This is a genomic window from Stenotrophomonas sp. 112478_Sma (genome assembly GCF_056479905.1).
Genome location: NZ_CM151072.1, coordinates 2,659,751 through 2,679,082, shown reverse-complemented (window position 1 = coordinate 2,679,082; position 19,332 = coordinate 2,659,751). Strand labels below are relative to the sequence as shown.

The following is a 19,332-nucleotide window of genomic DNA, read 5'->3' as shown; positions in this document are numbered from 1 at the left end:
CGTTACTCCTCCCACCTGCGTCTCCTGCTGGCCCCTTGGCCGGGCAGGGCAACGCTTTGCCCATGGAATGCCCATGAATCCCCCATCACTGTCCGCAGCGCCTGTGTCGCCCCCCCTGTGGCGCGCCTATCTCGGGTTGTTGCTGCCGATGCTGTTGACCAACGCTCTGCAGCTGGCCTCCGGGACGCTCGACAACATCTACCTCGGCCACCTGCTCGGTGCACATGCGGTGGCCGCAGCGGCAGCGGTGTTTCCGATGTTCTTCCTGTTGCTGGCCCTGGCAATGGGCCTGGCTACGGGCGCCACGGTGCTGATCGGGCGGGCGTGGGGGTGCGGTGATGTGGTGCGGGTGCGGCGGGTCGCCGGAACGGCGATCGCACTGATGCTGGCGGTGTCGTTGCTGGTGATGGTGGTCGGCAACCTGTTCGCACCGCAGCTGCTGCAGGCGCTCGGCACATCGGCGCCGATCCTGGGTGAGGCCATCGCCTACGCGCGCATCATGCTGAGCGGCGTGCCGGTGATCTTCCTGCTCTGGCTGGCAACGTCGGTCAGCCGCGCGGTGGGCGATGCGATTTCGCCGCTGCACGCGTTGCTGATCGCCACCTTGATCGGCCTGCTGTGTACACCCTTGCTGATCGTCGGTGCTGCAGGCCTGCCGAGGATGGGAGCAGCCAGCGCCGCATTCTCCGCGGTGCTGGCTTCCACGCTGGCGTTGGCCTGGCTGTCGTGGCGCTGGCGCCGACAGGGGCATCCGCTGGCACCCGACCGTAATCTGCTGCGTGCGGTGCGCGTGGATGCGGGCACGGCGCGATCAATGTTGCGGATCGGGGTGCCGTCGTCGCTGCAGATGCTCAGCCTGGCCGTTGCCGAAATCGTACTGCTGGGCTGGATCAACCGGCACGGTTACCTGGCGACCGCCGCCTATGGCGCGGTCAACCAGCTGATGAGCTGGGTGCAGCTGCCGGCGATGTCGCTGGGCATCACCGCCACTGTACTGGCTGCGCACGCGATGGGCGCAGGGCGCGTGGCGCGGCTGCCTGCGATCGCCCGCACCGGTGCGTGGCTGGGGGGCGGGCTGCTGGCTGCGGTGGTGGGGCTGGTGATGCTGTCGGCACCGTGGCTGGTCGGCCTGATCCTGGACGCACCGGACGTACGCGCGCTGGCGACAGGGCAGCTGCGCACGGTGGCCTGGGGCGTGCTGGCAATGGGCGGCGCCTCGGTGCTGGTGGGCGTGATGCGCGGCAGCGGCACGGTCGTGTGGCCGGCGCTGCTCGGAATGGCGGCCATCGTGCTGCTGGAACTGCCGCTGGCGGCCTGGCTGCATGCGCGGCATGGCCTGGCGGGACTGTGGTGGGCCTGGCCGCTGGGACTGGTGATGATGCTGGTGCTGCAGCTGTTCTGCTTCGCCGGTTGGCGGCGCCGGATTGCCGGCTGAGCGCCTGTGCGCCTGGCCGCTGCGCTCGCCGGGCCATCCCCGACGGAAAACGATCACTGCCGGTGCGCCAGCAGCAGATGGAAGTGCTTCTCGCGCTGCTGGCCATCGTTGCCTTCCGCGGTTTCACGGTGTGCCCGCCAGGCCGAAACACGGAAGCCCGAGATCCGCAGCGCGCGTTCCACCGCCTCCAGTTCGTGCAGGTGGAAGGTCGAGGCAAACGGCAGACCGCGCATGAAAGTGGCATCGCCGAACGCCAGGCACAGGCGGCCGCCAGGGCGCAGCACCCGCGCCAGTTCGTCCAGCACCGGCGCCAGGTTCGGCCAGAAGTAGAGGGTGTTTACGCTCAGCGCCGCGTCCACGCAGGCATCGGTGACGGGCAGGGCGTGGGCGTCGCCATGGCGCAGTTCCGCGCGATCACCCAGGCCGGTCGAGGCCAGTCGCTGGTTGCCGGCCGCAACCATGGCGGTGGACAGTTCGATACCGAGGTAGCGGCTGTTGGCCGCTTGCAGCAGCAGGGGCGCGAACGCGCCATTGCCCGGGCCGATTTCCAGCACGCTCTCGCCTGCAGCGGTCGCGAGCAGGCGGATGGCGGCCTGGTTGAGCCCGCCATTGCTGCGGTTCATCGCGTCGGCCACGTCCAGGGCGTGGTCGCCATGGGGCATCCGCAGTTGAGCGGCCAGGGTGGCTGCGTCCAGCATCGGCATCGTCCGGTGAGGGGATCAGGACGTGGCGACGGCGGGTCCGCCGCTGACCATAGCGCCAGAGAGCCGGCTTGGGAAGGGCGGAAACCCCGCCAGAAGTGATGAGCAAATGTCCACCGTCGCAGTCGGTGAGAACGGGTTGTCCACAGGGGGTGTGGATTACGCGTGGGCAACTTTGTGGATAAGCCTCGACAGGCGCCACCCCCCTAGGCTGTCAAGATGGGTGGCGAAAAATTCACCGCTGGTGACGATGCGTGAGCGACCGGTGAAGGGGGAACGCGGGCCGTGCTGTCGCCAGCGGCTGCGCTCGCGGTAACCTGTGGTCCTTGATGCCCCGTGAGACTTCATGAAACGTCACTTCTCGATGCTGCGCGAGTTCCAGCTGGCGGACTGGTTCACCCTGGCCAACGCCTTCTGCGGCACCGGCGCGGTGTTCGCCGCCATGCGCTTCCTGCAGGATGGCGAGCGTGGCTACCTGCTGTTCGGCATGGCGTTGATCCCGCTGGCCTTCATCTTCGACGCGCTGGACGGCCGCATCGCGCGCTGGCGCAAATCCAGTTCGACGCTGGGCCGCGAGCTGGATTCGCTGTCCGACGTGATCTCCTTCGGCGTGGCCCCGGCCGCGCTGGCCTATGCCTGTGGCATGCAGGGCGGGTGGGACTGGCTGGTGCTGAGCTACTTCGTCTGCTGTGGCGTCAGCCGTCTGGCCCGCTACAACGTGACTGCCGAGGCGCTGGCCGGCGACGAGGGCAAGGTGAAGTTTTTCGAGGGCACCCCGATCCCGACCAGCCTGGTGCTGGTGATCGTGCTGGCGATCGCGGCGGGTACCGACGCGATCGGCCCGGACATCTGGCTTGGCCAATGGCAGCTGGGTCCGTGGCAGTTGCATCCGATGGTGCTGCTGTTCGCCCTGTCCGGGTCGCTGATGATCAGCAAGACCCTGCGTATTCCCAAGCCATGACGGCATCCTGCGGAGGCATGCGATGACCAGTTCGGCCCATGACGCCGGCAGCAGCGATTTCGAGACTCTGGCCCGGCAGTATTTCGGGGCTTGGGGCGATGCCCTGCGCCATGCCTCCGCCGCCGGTGCGCCGGGCAGCGGCGATGCCGGCAACTGGCAGCGCCTGTTTGACGGCTGGAGCCAGATGCTGCCCGAGCAGGGGCCGGGAGCGCCGGAGGACGCGGTGCGCCGGTTCCGCGAGCAGGCGGGCAGCTGGTACGGCACGATGCAGGAGGTCGCCAGCCGTTTCGCCGGTCGCGATGCCAGCAGCGAAGAAGTGGCACAGGCCTGGCGTGAGGCAGTGCAGGGCCAGGGGGATGGCCTGCTGCAATGGATGCTGCAGGGCGCGCGCGGCAGCACCCAGGCCGGCGGTTCGTTGCCGGAGTTCGCCAACTGGCTGCAGCAATGGCAGCTGCAGGCGGGCCCGTGGCTGCAGAGCCCCGCCTTCGGTCCCGGCCGTGAACACCAGGCGCGCTGGCAGGCCCTGCTGCGCGCGCAGGAGGATTACCAGCAGCAGTCACGCGCCTATGTCGAACAGATCCGGCAGGCGCTGGACGAGGCCTTCGAGCTGTTCGAGCAGCGGCTGGCCCAGCATGAGCAGCCCGGCAGCCAGTTGACCAGCGCGCGTGCGATGTTCGACCTGTGGATCGAGGCGGCCGAAGAGGCTTACGCCAAGGTGGCCCTGTCCGAGCCGTTCCAGCAGGTCTATGCCGACCTCGGCAACGCACAGATGCGCCTGCGCGCTGGGTTGCAGCGCGAAGTGGAGCAGGTAAGCGAGCGGATCGGCCTGCCGACCCGTTCCGAAATGGATGCCGCGCACCGTCGCATTGCCGAGCTGGAGCGCAGCCTGCGTCGCCTGCAGGCGCAGGTGACGGTGCTGGCGGGTACGGCGACGGTGGATCCGGCCGCACAGCCGGCCCCGGCCAGGGTGAAGCCTGGCACTCGCAGGGCGGCCGCGAAGAAGGCGGCGCCAACGCCGAAGGCGGCAGTCAAGAAGGCTGCAGTCAAGAAGGCTGCTGCAAAGCGTGCGCCAGCCAGGAAGGCGACCTCCCGTACTTCCTCGCGGAAAACATGACCGATGAAGGGACCTCTGGGCTTCAATGCCGATGACCTGATGCAGGAGACCCTGGCCATGCAGCGCAAGCTGATGGAAGGGCTGAAGCTGCTGCCGCAGGTGGAAGATGTCGATTACGGGGTGACCGCCCGCGAGGAAGTCTGGCGTGATGGCAAGGTGGTGCTCTATCGCTTCGTCGGCGAACAGGCACCGACCCGGCGGACGCCGCTGCTGATCGTCTACGCACTGGTCAACCGCCCCTACATGGTTGACCTGCAGGCCGATCGCTCGCTGGTGCAGAAGCTGCTGTCACTGGGGCAGGACGTGTACGTGCTGGACTGGGGCTACCCGGATCGATCCGAGCGGTTCCAGACGCTGGAGGACTACCTGCTGCGCTACATCGAGGGCGCGGTGGATGCCCTGCGCGCGCGCAGCGGCGGCCCGGTGGACCTGCTCGGCATCTGCCAGGGCGGTGTGTTCGCGCTGTGCTATGCGGCGCTGCGCCGGCAGAAGCTGGGCAAGCTGATCACCATGGTGACGCCGGTTGATTTCCACACCGCCGACAACATGCTCTCGCACTGGGCACGGCAGGTGGATGTGGACCTGCTGGTGGACACGCTGGGCAACATCCCGGCCGACCTGATGAATGCCAGTTACCTGATGCTCAAGCCGTTCCGCCTGAACGTGCAGAAGTACGTGGGCCTGCTGGACATCCTCGATGACAAGGCCGCGCTGGAGGATTTCCTGCGCATGGAGAAATGGATCTTCGATTCGCCGGATCTGGCGGGCGAGGCATTCCGCGACTTCATCAAGCAGTTCTACCAGGACAACGCGCTGGTGAACGGTACGGTGCGGATCGGCGAGGAAGCCGTGGATCTGTCGCAGGTGACCCTGCCCGTGCTGAACATCTATGCCGAACAGGACCATCTGGTGCCACCGGATGCGTCGCGCGCGATGCGGGGGCGCCTGGGCACGGAGGACTACACCGAGTCCAGTTTCCGCGGGGGGCATATTGGAATCTACGTGTCCGGACGGGCGCAGCGCGAAGTGCCAGCTACGATTGATGGCTGGTTGAAGGCCCGGGACGGGAAGGGCTAGTCTCAGGCGCTCTGGACGGGCTGGAGCCAAGGATGCTGTCGCACAAATCACTGCTGGTTGCAGCGCTGCTGCTGACCCCTGCATGGGCCCCTGCGGCCCCGGGCCCCGTAGCGCGCGGCGAAATCGCGCAGCTGATCTCCAGCCTGGACGGCTCCCAGTGCCGTTTCCAGCGCAACGGCCGCTGGTACGACGGCAGCAGTGCGCGCGCGCACCTGCAGCGCAAGTACGACTACCTGCTGAAGAAGGACCTGGTGGACAGCGCCGAGCAGTTCATCGAACGCGCCGCTACCCAGAGCAGCATGAGCGGCAAGGCCTACCGCATCCAGTGCCCCGGGCAACCGGAGCAGGCGTCGGCTGCATGGTTCAGCGCACGGCTGCAGGCGCTGCGCCAACGCACGCCGTAGACAGGGGGGCGGTGTAGAGTCGAGCCCTGTTCGACTGCTTTATGCACTGCCAGGAGGATCCGCCATGAGTACCACGCCCCGCACGTTGTCGCGCTCGCTGAACGACCGGATGATCGCCGGGGTGATGGGCGGCATCGCGCATCGCTTCGGCTGGAATTCCACGCTGCTGCGGGTGGTTTTCGTACTGGTGTCGCTGGCATCGGCGGCATTTCCCGGCATCCTGGTCTATCTGATCCTGTGGCTGCTGATTCCCAACGAGGCCGATTGAACCGTCCTGCCATGGTCCGGCCGATCTGGCTGCGTGCCTTGCAGGTGCTGGGGGCAGCCTGGACCGTTCCCAATTCGCTGATCGGCCTGGTCGGAGGCCTGGCCGGGCTGCTGGGCGGTGCGACGGTGCGCTGGAGCGGTCGTGAGTGCGCGCTGGTGTTCGATCGCTGGCCGTGGGGCCCCGGCGGCGCGATCACGCTGGGCAACGTGATCCTGCATACCGGGCATGACCTGGGCATTTCCTGCCGCACCTATGCGCATCAGGCGGGGTGGGGCGTGGAACCGCTGATCCGGCTGGATGATCACGAACGTGCGCACGTGTACCAGTACATGGTGCTGGGGCCGCTGTACCTGCCGGTGTACCTGCTGTGCGGCGGGGTGAGTGCGCGCAACCCGTTCGAGCGGGCTGCGGATCATTACGCCCGGTTCGGGCACGGCTGGTGGCCGTAGTCTGCAGCCAACGGCACAGCCCCTCGTGGGCGGCGAAGTGGGTTGCGGAAAGTCGGTCTACTGTGGGCTGGCCGGGTGGGTGGGACTGGCGGGGACGCCGTGAACCCGTCCTTGGGGGCTTAGCCGCGCCATCCATGGCGCGGATACCCCGCCAGCCCCACCCACCCGGCCGCTGACAGTTTTCTGCTGCGTCTACCGCCCACGGAAAAGAAAAAAGAAGATCAAAAGCAAAAGCAGCCTGGCCGGCTGCTTGATCGTTTCCTGTAGAGCCCGATCATGCTTGGCTCACAAGCACGCGCAGCGGGCGACCCGCTTCTGCTGTTCTTTCTTCTTTTCCGTGGGTGGCGAGGCCACGGCCATCTGACAGAGGGCGGTCGGGTTGGGTTCGCGGGGGTGTCCGCGGCATGGATGCCGCGGCCAAGCCCCCAGGGACGGGTTCACGGCGTCCCCCGCGAACCCAACCCGACCGACCAGCCCGCCGGTTCTGCATTTGGCGACAAAGCGTCGCCGCCCGCGAGGGGCTGCGCCGTTGGCGGGAATTCCCTTGGAATTCGTTAGCTGGAAGTTAAAGATCCGTAAGCATTCTGCTGCGATCCCGCCGTCATCTGCATGCAACCGATCGTCATTAGCCTGCGTGACGTTCCAGTCAGGTACAACGCGGTAAGCTCCTCTCCGATGGGCTCGCAACATCGCTCATCGAGTGCAGTACGCAGTAGCAATTTGGAGGAATACATCACATGGCAATCGTTCTCTATGTCGGTGGTAGCAAGGATGGCGAGAAGGGCGTGGTGCCCTATGGCTTCAGCAAATCGCGCGCCGACACCGCGCTGGGGCCGGAGTTCTACACCGAGCGGTTCATGGAACTGCAGGGTGTCGGCAAGGTCAGGCTGATGGCACTGGAAGGCATGCGTGACGAGATCGTCATGCAGCGCGCCGCCCGCCACTACCGCTGACCCTCGCAACACGCGGCAGGGCGCGCCCACCATCGCGCGCCCGCGCCGGCATCCCAGCCCCGGGCCAGTCCGAGCCCCCCTGCCAGGATGCCGGCGTCCAGACCGGCCACGCCGCTGAACCTCGTCTGCTGTCAATGTCTTGTCCGGCTCCGTCGCGGATTGCCAGAATGGGGTCTTCCCGTAACGCGGCACAGACCTGAAGCAATGCACGACGCCAAGAACGCCCAGAGCGCGCTCGCCCAGCAGATCGCCCAGACCATCGCCGAGGAAATCGGTGCCCAGCCCAGCCAGGTGCGCGCCGCGGTCGGCCTGCTTGACGAAGGTGCCAGCGTTCCGTTCATCGCCCGCTACCGCAAGGAAGTGACCGGTGGCCTGGACGACACCCAACTGCGCAATCTCGAAGTGCGACTCACCTACCTGCGCGAACTGGAAGACCGCCGTGCGGCGGTGCTGGCCAGCATCGACGAGCAGGGCAAGCTCAGCGACGAACTGCGCAACGACATCCTCGCCGCCGATACCAAGAGCCGGCTGGAAGACCTGTACCTGCCGTACAAGCCCAAGCGCCGTACCCGTGCGCAGATTGCCCGCGAGGCCGGCCTGGAGCCGCTGGCCGATGGACTGCTCGCCGATCCGACGCAGGACCCTCAGGCCTTCGCGGCCAGCTTTGTCGATGCTGACAAGGGCGTGGCCGATACCAAGGCGGCGCTGGAGGGCGCGCGGGCGATCCTGATGGAGCGCTGGGGGGAAGATGCCGCGCTGGTGGGCGAACTGCGCACCTGGCTGGGCGAACACGGCGTGATCCGCGCCCGCGTGGCCGAGGGCAAGGAGACCGAGGGCGCCAAGTACCGCGACTATTTCGAGCACGCCGAAGCCTTGGCGAAAATTCCCTCGCATCGCCTGCTGGCGCTGTTCCGCGCGCGTCGCGAGGAGATCCTGTACCTGGAGCTGGACCCGGGCAGCGATGCCGAGGCAGGCCATCAGTACGCAGAGGGGCGCGTGGCCCGCAAGGCCGGCATCGCCGACCAGGGCCGTGCCGCCGACCGCTGGCTGCTCGATGCCTGCCGCCTGACCTGGCGTGCCAAGCTGCACATGCACCTGCTGCTGGATCTGTTCAACCAGGCCCGCGAAAAGGCCGAAGCGGACGCGATCACCGTGTTCGGTGACAACCTGAAGGATCTGCTGCTGGCTGCGCCGGCGGGCCCGAAGACCGTGCTCGGGCTGGATCCAGGCATCCGCACCGGCTGCAAGATCGCAGTGGTCGATGCCACCGGCAAGCTGGTCGCCACCGAGACGATCTATCCGCACGAGCCCCGGCGCCAGTGGGAGCAGTCGCTGCAGACGATCAGGCAGCTGTGTACGCGGCACAACGTGGAACTGATCGCGATCGGCAACGGCACCGCCAGCCGCGAGACCGACAAGCTGGCCGGCGAAGCGATCAAGGCGGTCGGCAACCCGAAGCTGCAGAAGGTGGTGGTCAGTGAGGCCGGTGCTTCGGTGTACTCGGCTTCCGAGCTCGCAGCCAGGGAGTTCCCGGACCTGGACGTGTCGCTGCGCGGCGCGGTGTCGATCGCGCGCCGCCTGCAGGATCCGTTGGCCGAGCTGGTCAAGATCGAACCGAAGGCCATCGGCGTGGGCCAGTATCAGCATGACGTCGATCAGTACCGCCTGGCGCGCGCGCTGGACGCACGCGTGGAGGACTGCGTGAACGCGGTCGGGGTGTACGTGAACACCGCCTCGGCCGCGCTGTTGTCGCGCGTGTCCGGCCTGTCGGCGACGGTGGCCGAGAACATCGTGCGCCATCGCGATGACAATGGTCCGTTCAAGCGCCGCAAGGACCTGCTGAAAGTCGCCCGGCTGGGTGAGAAGACCTTCGAGCAGTGTGCCGGCTTCCTGCGCATTGCCGACGGCGACGAGCCGCTGGACGCGTCCGCCGTGCATCCGGAAGCCTATCCGGTGGTCGAACGCATCGTCGCCAGTACCCAGCGCCCGATCAAGGCGTTGATCGGCGATGGCAGCTTCCTGCGTGGGCTGAAGGCCGAGCAGTTCACCGATGCGACCTTCGGCGTGCCGACGGTGCGCGACATCCTCAGGGAGCTGGAAAAGCCCGGCCGTGACCCGCGCCCGGAGTTCAAGGCCGCACATTTCGCCGAGGGCGTGGAAGACATCAAGGACCTGCGCGAGGGCATGGTGCTGGAAGGCGTGGTCAGCAACGTCGCCGCGTTTGGCGCCTTTGTCGATATCGGCGTGCACCAGGACGGCCTGATCCACATTTCGGCGCTCTCCGACACCTTCGTGAAGGACCCGCGCGACGTGGTCAAGGCTGGCGATATCGTCAAGGTGAAGGTGCTTGAGGTGGATGTGCCGCGCAAGCGCATCGCGCTGACCCGGCGCCTGGACGATACCCCCGGCCAGGCCACCAGCCGCCCCGGCAGCCGTGACGAGCGTGGTCAGGGACGAGGGCCGCGGCGTGACGCAGGCGGGCCGGGCCGGAGCCCGGGGCGGGGCCAGGGCAACGGCGGTCGGCCCGCCCCCTCGGCAGCCCCGGCCAACAACGCACTGGCTGAAGCCTTCGCCCGCGCCAAGCGCAGTTGAGGAGCGTGTTCCCCGTCACGGTTGAACCGGGACGGGGGACTTGTCGATTTTCCCCGTGATTGCGCACACTTGCGCATCTGGGGAGGCGCGTGGCCGACCCGCTGTCGCTGGGGAGGACCATGACGCCAGCACGCCCCGTCCGATTCCGTGACAGCTGCAGCGGATTGCTGCGGCCCGTGCACGCCTGCGCGGGACGGAGAAGGGCTTGATGGCGGGTCAGGGCAACAACAGCAACGATCTGCTCGAACGCCGTCTGCATGCGCTGGCCGAAGAGCGTCGGCGGCTTGCGATGATCATCGAAGGCACCGCTGCCGGCACCTGGGAGTGGAACGTGCAGACCGGCGAAATGCGGGTCAACGCGCGCTGGGCCGAAATCGTCGGCTACCGGCTGGAAGAGCTGGAGCCGATCTGCCAGAAGACCTTCGCGGCACTGGTGCATCCGGACGACATCGCGCTGTCGGACACCGCGCTGCAGGAGCATTTCGATGGGCGCAGCGACAACTACGCCTGCCTGGTGCGTATGCGCCACAAGAACGGCCAGTGGATCTGGGTCCATGACCGCGGTCGCGTGTTCGAATGGGACGGTCAGGGGCGGCCGCTGTGGATGGCGGGTGCCCACGCCGACGTCACCGAGCTGCAGCAGGCACGACAGGACGCGGCCGAGAGCCGCCAGCGCCTGCAGTCGGTGGTGGACGCCTCCGACGACGTCGCGGTGATCGCGACCGATACCGATGGCACCATCACCCTGTTCAACACGGGGGCGCAGCGCCTGCTGGGTTACAGCGCCGCCGAGGTGGTCGGCCTGCGGCGGCTGGATGCCTTCCATGAGCCGGATGAGCTGAAGGCCTGGCTGCAACCGCTGGCCGACCCGCAGGGTCACCTGCCGGATGTGTTCGAGGCCCTCAGTGCGCATGCCGAAGGGCAGACCTATTCGCGGCGATGGACGCTGCTGCGCAAGGATGGACGGCAACGCCAGGTGCGGCTTTCGATCAGCCGCATGGACGGCGCCGATGGCACGCGCATCGGCTATGTCGGCATGGCCATCGATATCACCGAGATCCTGCAGGCACGTGCGGAAGCACGCATGGCGGCGGAGAAGTTCGCAGGCGCCTTCACCTCGGCTGCGCTCGGCATGGCGCTGGTTTCGCTGGAAGGGCGCTGGCTGGATGTCAATGACGCGCTGTGCCGCATCCTGGGCTATGCGCGCGAGGAGCTGCTGCAGGTCGATTTCCAGCGGCTGACCCATCCGGACGATCTGCAGGCCGATCTGGCCCTGGTGCAGGACCTGCTGGCAGGCCGGTGCAGCCATTACCACCTGGAGAAGCGCTTTCTCGATCGCAACGGCAGGGTGATCTGGACGCGGCTGTCGGTATCGCTGGTGCGCAACGAACGCGGTGAGCCGGTGCATTTCGTCTCGCAGATCCAGGACATCAGCGCACAACGCAGCAGTGAACAGCGCCTGTTTGAAAGCGAGCAGCGCAGCCGCATCACCCTCGACGCCGTCGCCGACCTGGTGCTGAGCGTCAGCCTGGAGGGCCGCATCGAATATGCCAATGCCGCTGCCGTGCGCATGCTGGCCGGCGACGGCGCACAGGCGCTGGCCGGCTACAGGGTGCAGGACGTGCTGGAACTGACCACCGAGTACGCCCCCGGCTCGATGCTGGACGTGGCAGTACTGCTGGACCCGGAAAGCAACGCGGTCGACCTGCATGCCGACCTGCTGCTGCGGCTGGGCACGGCGACGGTGCCGGTGGACCTGACCCGCGCCTGGCTGCGCGACGATGAGGGCCATGTGCGCGGTGCGGTGTGGGTGCTGCGCGACGATACCCAGCAGCGTGCACGGCAGCGCGAAGCGCGCCAGCTGGCGGAGATCGATCCGCTGACCGAACTGAGCAACCGGCGGGGGTTCGAAGTCCATCTGCAGCAGGCCATCACCCGGGTCGAGCGGACAGGCCAGGCGGCATCGCTGATGTACATCGACCTGGACCGCTTCAAGCCGGTCAACGACACCTGGGGCCACCTGGCCGGCGATGCGGTGCTGTGGGCGGTGGCCAGCGTGCTGCGCCACGGCGTGCGCGATTCGGACGTGGTGGCCCGGCTGGGCGGGGACGAGTTCGCGGTGATCCTGTCCGGCTGCACGCCGCGCCGCGCGGCGCGGATCGGCGGCGAACTGCTGCAGACCCTGGCCAGCCTCTCCATTCCCTGGGACCAGCACCGCCTGCGGGTGGGCGCCAGCATCGGTATCGCACCGCTGCTGGGCGGCATGGGGGTGGACCAGGCCGTGGCTGCGGCCGATGCGCAGTGCTACAGGGCCAAGGCAATGGGACGCAACAACGTGCAGGTGCAGGGGGAAGCCGGCGAATGGCCGGCTGAGGGCGTGGACAGCGACGCCGGTGGCGGCTGATCTCAGTCTGTGAGAGGACGGCCGCGAACACTGCGCGCACACCCACCCCGTTGGAGAACGACATGCGTTTCTGGACCCCGGATGCCCTGCGTGCCTTCGCGCCGGCAATGGTCGGCTGGTGGCTGGCGGTAGCCGCCTGCCTGCGTTTGGAGCAACTGCACGGCGATGCCCGGGCGCAGGCGCTGCTGCCCACCCTGCAGGGCGGCGTGGTGGTGCTGCTGATGCTGACCCTGGGTGCCATCGTGGCCGCCTGCGTGCTGCTGTGGCGGTCGCGGCGCGGGGATGCGCCGGCACGCTGCTAGCCCTGGCGCTCAGTCCAGCACGCTGTTGGCATCAACCAGCAGCACGTCGTGCATCTGGTTGAGGTAGGCCTCGTAGTAGCCCTTGTGCGAGGCGCCGACGAGGGTCAGCATGCGGGTGCCCGGGTGCTGGCCCAGCACCTCGCGCATGTTGGCGACCATGCGCAGGTTGCGGGTTTCCCAGTAGCCGACGTAGTTGCGGCCGAAGCCTTCTGGCGATGGTTCGACCAGGGCCGCGCCGAAATCGCTGTTGTAGACCTGGGCGATGGTGTCGGGCGCGTTGTAGTTCCGATAGAGCGCCAGCAGGCCATCCGTGCTGCCGAGTTCGGCGTGCAGGGCCGTATCGGCGGCCCGTCGTGCCTTGCTGGCGGGATTGTTCCAGGCGTTCATGATGGCTTCGCCAGCTGCCTTCTCCAGTGCCGCAGGGGTGGGCGAATCAGCGGTGTGGTCATCGACTGCCCACAGGCGTTCCAGGCCCAGGCGTGCGGCAAGCTCGGCCGCGATCAGGCTGACTTCGTTGCGTCGCACGGCGCGTTTGTCGAGGAACTGCACCAGTTGCGGTGACAGGCTGTCTGCGGCGCGACGCTCCTGCGGCGGCAGGCGCAGCCACTGCACCAGCGCAGAGCCGTTCTCACCTGCGGCCAGGAACAGTGCGGCCAGCCGGCGACGCTGTGCGTGCGTCGGTGTGGCGGGCCATGCCGCCAGCACGCGATCGACTTCGGCATTGGCCGCTGGAACATCCAGACCGGTGGCGGCCTGGGCAGGTGCAGGATCGACGCAGTAACTTCCCACGCTCTCGGCATAGCGGGCGGGATTGCGGCGCATGAAATCGCATTGCAGTCCGGACAGGTTCTCCACCGCGATCGCCGTCGGCCGCCATGCCTGCAGGCGCTGCAGCAGCGGCTCCAGCATTGCCGGCTGGAAGGTCGGGGGCAGGCCGGACAGGTGCGGTGAGCCCAGCACCAGCACTTCGTTGACGCGGCCGGCGGGCGGGCCCTTGAGCTGTGCGGGGTTGAAACTCGGCCGATAGCCTGCATCGGCGGCCAGCGCGCCGCTGCTGCACAGGCCGAGGGCGAAAAGAGCAGCCAGGCGTGAAAACATGCGATCTCCGTGTCGATGGACGGTCCGTGGTGGGCGCATCCTTGCCTGTCCACCCCCTTGCCGACAGCCCCGATGGTCATGGCAACCTTTTCGTTGCAGGCTGCATCGAGGGCGCCGTCAGGCGCTGCAGGGGGGAGGGGGCTGGACAGGGCCCGCTGCGGAGGGGCCTAAAGCCCGGAACGGAGGTGCCGATAACCTCACTGGATCCCGCTCCCGTCACCCGCTGCAGGACCCCAGGCTGCCCTGTCGGGCGGCCCGCGCAGTGTGTTCCGCCGCTCCCGGATACCGATCGCACCCGCCCCCAGATGTTCTTGCCCGTTGCTCGAGAGGTGCCTGCCGGCACCTGTAGTCCAAGCAATTGATGTTGCCGTCGGGCATCCCGCTTGACGGATCGCAGCCGCTTACCGGACACCGAGGATCAGACAATGCTCATTCCAGGCCTCACGGCGGGCGCGCAGGCGCCGGCCGAGCTGCACACCCGTTGGTCGCCGTTGCGTTCCCTGCTGGGGGCGCTGGCGGGACAGCCTCGGCCCGGCAGGGTCGACACCGACCGCGGTCATGCCGAGCTGGCCGCCCAGGTGGCCGCACTGCATCGCGTGCAGGCGGTGATCGAATTCGATCTGGATGGCACCATCCTGCAGGCCAACGACAACTTCCTGCAGGCGGTGGGTTATCGTCTGGACGAAATCCAGGGCAGGCATCATTCGCTGTTCGTCGATCCCGATCAGGCGTCCAGCGCCGAGTATCGGGACTTCTGGGCCCGGCTGGGACGTGGCGAGTTCGACGCCGGACAGTACCGACGGCTGGGCAAGGGCGGGCGCGAAATCTGGATCCAAGCCTCCTACAACCCGGTGCTGGACCCGCAGGGCCGGCCCTTCAAGGTCGTCAAGTTCGCGACCGACATCACCGCGCAGAAGCTGCAGGCCGCCGACTCGGCGGGGCAGCTTGCCGCCATCGACAAGTCGCAGGCGGTGATCGAGTTCAGCCTGGACGGGCACATCCTCTCGGCGAACGCCAACTTCCTCGCCGCCACCGGCTACAGCCTGGAAGAAGTGCGCGGCCAACACCATGCGCTGTTCGTGGAGCCCGAGCTTCGCGGCAGCCTCGAGTACCGCCGGTTCTGGGAAAAGCTCGGGCGCGGCGAGTACGACGCCGGGCAGTACCGGCGGCTCGGCAAGGGCGGCCGCGAGATCTGGATCCAGGCCTCCTACAACCCCATCCTGGATGGCAACGGCAGGCCCTTCAAGGTCGTCAAATACGCTACTGACATCACCGCGCAGGTGCATGAGAACCAGGCCATGCAGCGTGCGGTGGCGCAGACCCGGGAGGTCGTGGCGGCGGCCAAGCAGGGCGATCTGACCCGAACCGTCGCCATTGCCGACAAGAGTGGCCCCATCGCCGAGCTGTGCGATGGCGTCAACGCGCTGGTCGAAGCCATGGCGGGCATCATCGGCCAGATCAAGTTCGCTGCCGATACCATCGCGGTCGGCGCGACCGAAATCGCGCAAGGCAACAGCGACCTGTCGCAGCGCACCGAACAGCAGGCGGCCTCGCTGGAAGAAACCGCCGTGTCCATGAAGGGCCTGGCCGATACGGTGCAGCGCACGGCGGCCAATGCGCGCCAGGCAAGCCAGCTGGCCGGCGGCGCGGCGGAGGTGGCTGCGCGTGGCGGCAGCGTGGTGCACGAGGTGGTGGCGACGATGGCCTTGATCAACGCCTCCTCGCGTCGCATCGTCGACATCATCGGGGTGATTGACGGCATCGCATTCCAGACCAACATCCTGGCGCTGAACGCTGCCGTGGAGGCGGCCCGTGCCGGCGAGCACGGCCGTGGGTTCGCGGTCGTCGCCACCGAGATCCGCGAACTTTCGCAGCGCTCGGCCAGCGCCGCCAAGGAGATCAAGCAGCTGATCGACGCATCGGTGGCCAATGTCGGTGCGGGCACGGCGCAGGTGGAAAGTGCTGGCCGCACGATGGACGAGATCGTGCTCAACGTGCGCAGGGTCAGTGACCTGGTCACCGAGATCAGCAGCGCGTCGCAGCAGCAGAGCGATGACATCCAGCAGATGAACCACGCGGTGGACCTGATCGACCAGGGAACCCAGCAGAACGCGGCGCTGGTCGAGGAAGCGTCTGCCGCGGCGCGCAGCATGGAAGAACAGTCGGCCCACCTGCTGCAGACCGTCGCCGGATTCCGTGTGCAGGGGGCGGCGGGCGGCGCTGCCCTGCAGCATGGCGTGCCGACCCTGCGCGTGGTCTAGGCGCGCAGGGCAGGGGCCGCTGTACGTTCCGGCAAAGCCTCGCCGCGGACGCAGTTGCGGCCCGCGCGCTTGGCCCGGTACAGGGCCTGGTCCGCACGTTCGACCACGCTGTCCGGTTCCTGCCGAGCATCGGCAGCCAACCATGCCACGCCGATGCTGACGGTTACGCTGGACGGGCCGGACGGCAGCGCGGCGTCTTCGACCGCCACGCGGATGCGCTCGCCCATGGCCATCGCATGGGCCACGTCGGAGGAAGGCAGCGCAGCGATGAATTCCTCGCCGCCGTAGCGGGCGAGCAGGTCGTCACCGCGCTGCAGGCAGCCATCGATGATCGTGGCCACCGCCTGCAGGCGGCGATCGCCCTCCGGGTGCCCGTAGGTATCGTTGAGGCGCTTGAAGTGGTCGATGTCGATCATCAGCACCGCCAGGCCCAGGCCCTGGCGCCGCGCGCGCCGTTGGGCACCCGGCAGCGATTCATCGAAACTGCGGCGGTTGCCCAGCCCGGTCAGCGGGTCGCGCCGGGCCAGCGCTGCCAGATCGTCGCGCTGGCGCTGGATGTCCACCTGGCTCAGCACGCTGCGCAGCGCATAGCCCAGCATGGCGCCGATGAAGCCCACCGTTGCCATCGTCTGGTTCGTGCGCGCCATCAGCAATGCGACCAGCATCAGCAGAAGCGGCAGCATCAACGGCACGCTGGCCTCGACGAAACGCCGCAGGTTGCGGGGGACAGGCGGCGCGGTCCTGCGCCGCGGACTGCCGGCGATCACCGCCAGCAGCAGGAACAGGCCGCTGATGAGCAGATCTGCCCATCCGCCGTCCGGGGTCTGCGGCCGATACCGGCTGACGTACTGCTCGATCAGGAAGTAGCCGAGCAGGAACAGGGTGAGGGTGCGGAAGAAGTCGCGGCGATCTGCGTTGTCCTCGGCCAGGTAGCGGATCAGCGCGAAGCTGAACAGCAGGCTGTTCTGCGTGGTGCTGATGGCGTTCAGGCCATGCGTCCACAGCGCGGTATCCAGCTGCGCAGTCGATTGCGCGTGCGTGTAGTACAGCAGCCAGAGCAGGCCGATGATCGACAGGTCGACGCTGCGGACATGGCGGTTCCGGCTGTCGGCGCTGGCGGCCACGTAGGTCAGCGGGATGCGATAGAACACGTAAAGGATCAACGATGTCAGTGCGACCTGCGTCGGCCAGGCATCGGTGATGCCTGGAAACAGCAGTGGGAGCAGTGCGACCGGAAACAGGCTGACGGCGAAAGCGAAGGTCCTCCATTTGCAGGCGGCGTGGCTGTCACGCGCACGGCGCACGCATGCCATGGCCGCCAGCAGCGGCGCGGCGCTTGACATCAGGAACGAACCCACCGGATCTCCAGGGCCTGCCAGGCCGACGACGAATGCATGCGTGACCAGAAAAAACAGTGCAGCCGGCAACGTCATGCATTCCCCCGCCCCCAGGTACGGCCAGTCACGATAGGCAGATGCGCGTGCGCCTTGCAAGAATTCCGCAGCGTTGGCCTGCTGGCAACGTTGTCAGCTGCGGCGCGCACGGTGGCGGCGCTGGGCGGTCGCCGCGCGGGAGGGGCGACGAAGATGACGGGCCGGAAATGCAGAAGGCCAGGTCGTGGACCTGGCCTTTGATGCATGGTGCCGGTGAAAGGACTCGAACCTTCATGGGGTTGCCCCCGGCTGATTTTGAGTCAGCTGCGTATACCATTCCGCCACACCGGCAGGCAGCGGGTGATTTTACCCGAGGTCGAGCGCACTTTCATAGAGGCTGCCCGGCGCGGGACGATTGCGGCCGAATCTGCCGGCATTGCCCCCGTGATCGCTATACTGCGCCGGCGTGATATGCACAGGAGCGGGAATCGATGGCGGCGTTGCAGGACCTGCGGGTACTGGTGGTCGAGAACGACGAGATGAGCGCGGCCCTGCTGCAGATGCAACTGGTGCAGGCCGGTGCACAGGTGGTGGGGCTGGCTGCGAGCGTCGGCGAAGCACTGAGGCTGCTGGAAGAAACCACGCCGGACGTGGCGCTGCTGGACTATCGCCTGGCCCACCAGGAAACCAGTGAGCCGGTCGCGGCGGCGCTGGCCGCCCGCGGCGTGCCCTTCGTGCTCGCGACCGGCATGTCGGCGGAGCAGCTGCCACAGGCCATGCAGTCGGGTGTGCTGCTGGTCAAGCCCTACCTGTCCGCGGAGCTGTCGCAGGCGCTGGCCCGCGCGGTCGGGCATTCCAGCGCCCGCGCCTGATCCAGGCGCGGTGCCCGGACGATCCGGCCGCAGTGCGTGCTCAGGCGGACTCCTCGAAGACGTAACGGATCTCCTCGCGATCGTCGAGGATGCGGTATTGGCTGGCCAGATCGCCAGGTTCCGGATTGAGCCATGCATCGAGGTGCTCGGGCCGGATCGGCACGATGCCGCGATCATGGCCGGCGGCGGAGATATCGGCCGGCGGCGTATCGGTGATGGTCGCAAATGAGAGGAGGCGTCCTTCGGGGCCGTCCCACTCGGACCAGAGGCAGGCTACCAGCAGGTCGCGGGGCGGGTCGGGGCGGAACTCAAGGACCACATCTCCCGTCCTGTCATCAGGGGCCGGTGCGCGTCCGCCAACCGCGTGCCGGGACACATGCTCGTAGAAGGCCTGGATGACGACCACGCCATGACGCTGCCCGAAAGCGCCGCGCCAGTAGCCTTCCAGGCTGTCACGGCGGGCGTTGTAACTGCCCGGATAGAGCACGTCGTTGCGCGCGGGCGCATCCGGCAGACGGCACCGGTAGCGCATCGGCTTGATCACCCGTTGCCCGTTCTCGCTCACCATCACAGGCGCGTAGGTGCCGGGGAAAATGCGGTTGTCGCGAGGCAGCAGCTGCACGCGATGCAGGTCGTCGAGCCGGGTCTGCGCGCGATCGATGCGGTTGCCGGCGATGCGCAGCTCGTTGCGCGCCTTCAGTGTGGGACGGGTGGCCAGGGCTGCGATTGCGATGTCGCGGCGTTCGCGCTGCTGGGCCAGCTCGGCTTCCAGCGTGGCCTGCTCCTGTGCATGCCACCGCTGGATGCGGGCCACGATGTCGCGGCCGAGCTCCGTGCGCGCGCCAGCGAAGCCGTCATCCATGGCCTTGGGCGTCCTGGGTTGCTTCTTGCCGGGGTCGTACGCATACAGCGCGGCGAACTCCTCCAGCGACAGCACGGCACCGAACTCGCGCACCAGTTTGGCGTAGTCGGCCCGGATCAAAGCGGAGTAGCACATGCGATATCTGCCGGGGTGGGTCGCGGCGGCTGCGACGCGGATGCGGCAGGATAGCCTGACACTCAGGGAGA

General features: G+C 67.6%; 17 protein-coding genes and 1 tRNA gene. 13 read left to right on the top strand and 5 right to left on the bottom strand.

The window, feature by feature from the left end; all coding sequences use genetic code 11:
- Window positions 1–73 precede the first annotated feature (73 nt).
- Window positions 74–1,435 carry an MATE family efflux transporter gene (locus tag ACZK08_RS12240; protein ID WP_065182724.1) on the top strand — a complete coding sequence of 454 codons (1,362 nt, stop codon included), beginning with the start codon at window positions 74–76 and terminating at the stop codon, window positions 1,433–1,435.
- Between the two features lie 53 nt (window positions 1,436–1,488).
- Here the strand turns inward: ACZK08_RS12240 and ACZK08_RS12235 are convergent, their stop codons facing one another.
- Window positions 1,489–2,139: a class I SAM-dependent methyltransferase gene (locus tag ACZK08_RS12235; protein ID WP_065182725.1), complete on the bottom strand. Its 651-nt coding sequence runs from the start codon at window positions 2,137–2,139 to the stop codon at window positions 1,489–1,491.
- Between the two features lie 343 nt (window positions 2,140–2,482).
- On the opposite strand from ACZK08_RS12235, the gene ACZK08_RS12230 reads away from it, so the two are divergent.
- The 10 genes from ACZK08_RS12230 (at window position 2,483) to ACZK08_RS12185 (ending at window position 12,660) form a co-directional block, all read left to right on the top strand.
- The gene (locus ACZK08_RS12230) at window positions 2,483–3,097 is read left to right on the top strand and encodes a CDP-alcohol phosphatidyltransferase family protein (protein WP_053517884.1); all 615 of its coding nucleotides are present in this window, start codon (window positions 2,483–2,485) and stop codon (window positions 3,095–3,097) included.
- Between the two features lie 22 nt (window positions 3,098–3,119).
- Window positions 3,120–4,211: a class III poly(R)-hydroxyalkanoic acid synthase subunit PhaE gene (gene phaE / locus ACZK08_RS12225; RefSeq protein ID WP_065182726.1), complete on the top strand. Its 1,092-nt coding sequence runs from the start codon at window positions 3,120–3,122 to the stop codon at window positions 4,209–4,211.
- A gap of 3 nt (window positions 4,212–4,214) precedes the next feature.
- Window positions 4,215–5,288 (top strand): class III poly(R)-hydroxyalkanoic acid synthase subunit PhaC, encoded by a 1,074-nt coding sequence (gene phaC / locus ACZK08_RS12220; protein WP_065182727.1) that lies wholly within the window; start codon window positions 4,215–4,217, stop codon window positions 5,286–5,288.
- A 32-nt stretch (window positions 5,289–5,320) separates the two neighbouring features.
- Window positions 5,321–5,692, top strand: a complete 372-nt coding sequence (locus ACZK08_RS12215) for a YfeK family protein (RefSeq protein WP_053517888.1) — start codon at window positions 5,321–5,323, stop codon at window positions 5,690–5,692.
- Window positions 5,693–5,756: 64 nt separating this feature from the next.
- Entirely contained in the window at window positions 5,757–5,960 is a 204-nt protein-coding gene (locus ACZK08_RS12210) for a PspC domain-containing protein (protein ID WP_053517889.1), read from the top strand.
- Window positions 5,961–5,971: 11 nt separating this feature from the next.
- Window positions 5,972–6,409: a hypothetical protein gene (locus tag ACZK08_RS12205; RefSeq protein ID WP_065182728.1), complete on the top strand. Its 438-nt coding sequence runs from the start codon at window positions 5,972–5,974 to the stop codon at window positions 6,407–6,409.
- Between the two features lie 737 nt (window positions 6,410–7,146).
- Window positions 7,147–7,362 (top strand): hypothetical protein, encoded by a 216-nt coding sequence (locus ACZK08_RS12200; RefSeq protein ID WP_005410085.1) that lies wholly within the window; start codon window positions 7,147–7,149, stop codon window positions 7,360–7,362.
- 204 nt (window positions 7,363–7,566) lie between these two features.
- Window positions 7,567–9,954, top strand: coding sequence for a Tex family protein (locus tag ACZK08_RS12195; protein WP_065182729.1), 2,388 nt, complete (start codon window positions 7,567–7,569; stop codon window positions 9,952–9,954).
- A gap of 208 nt (window positions 9,955–10,162) precedes the next feature.
- Window positions 10,163–12,358 (top strand): PAS domain S-box protein, encoded by a 2,196-nt coding sequence (locus ACZK08_RS12190; protein WP_065182730.1) that lies wholly within the window; start codon window positions 10,163–10,165, stop codon window positions 12,356–12,358.
- 62 nt (window positions 12,359–12,420) lie between these two features.
- Window positions 12,421–12,660 (top strand): hypothetical protein, encoded by a 240-nt coding sequence (locus ACZK08_RS12185; protein ID WP_053517894.1) that lies wholly within the window; start codon window positions 12,421–12,423, stop codon window positions 12,658–12,660.
- Between the two features lie 9 nt (window positions 12,661–12,669).
- On the opposite strand, the gene ACZK08_RS12180 is transcribed toward ACZK08_RS12185, so the two are convergent.
- A complete protein-coding gene (locus tag ACZK08_RS12180) occupies window positions 12,670–13,758 on the bottom strand; it encodes a DUF5694 domain-containing protein (protein WP_065182731.1) in 1,089 nt (362 codons plus the stop codon).
- A 425-nt stretch (window positions 13,759–14,183) separates the two neighbouring features.
- Here ACZK08_RS12180 and ACZK08_RS12175 point away from each other — a divergent pair, with 425 nt between their 5' ends.
- Window positions 14,184–16,019 (top strand): methyl-accepting chemotaxis protein, encoded by a 1,836-nt coding sequence (locus ACZK08_RS12175; RefSeq protein WP_065182732.1) that lies wholly within the window; start codon window positions 14,184–14,186, stop codon window positions 16,017–16,019.
- Here the strand turns inward: ACZK08_RS12175 and ACZK08_RS12170 are convergent.
- Both ACZK08_RS12170 and ACZK08_RS12165 read right to left on the bottom strand, forming a co-directional pair.
- Window positions 16,016–17,452, bottom strand: a complete 1,437-nt coding sequence (locus ACZK08_RS12170) for a GGDEF domain-containing protein (RefSeq protein WP_065182733.1) — start codon at window positions 17,450–17,452, stop codon at window positions 16,016–16,018. The two genes, ACZK08_RS12175 and ACZK08_RS12170, sit on opposite strands and share 4 nt — an antisense overlap.
- A 205-nt stretch (window positions 17,453–17,657) precedes the next feature.
- Window positions 17,658–17,743: transfer RNA gene (locus tag ACZK08_RS12165), tRNA-Leu, on the bottom strand.
- A 140-nt stretch (window positions 17,744–17,883) separates the two neighbouring features.
- On the opposite strand from ACZK08_RS12165, the gene ACZK08_RS12160 reads away from it, so the two are divergent.
- A complete protein-coding gene (locus tag ACZK08_RS12160; protein WP_053520434.1) occupies window positions 17,884–18,264 on the top strand; it encodes a response regulator in 381 nt (126 codons plus the stop codon).
- Between the two features lie 40 nt (window positions 18,265–18,304).
- Here ACZK08_RS12160 and ACZK08_RS12155 read toward each other — a convergent pair whose 3' ends face one another.
- Window positions 18,305–19,261, bottom strand: a complete 957-nt coding sequence (locus tag ACZK08_RS12155) for an SOS response-associated peptidase family protein (protein ID WP_053520435.1) — start codon at window positions 19,259–19,261, stop codon at window positions 18,305–18,307.
- Between the last annotated feature and the right edge of the window lie 71 nt (window positions 19,262–19,332).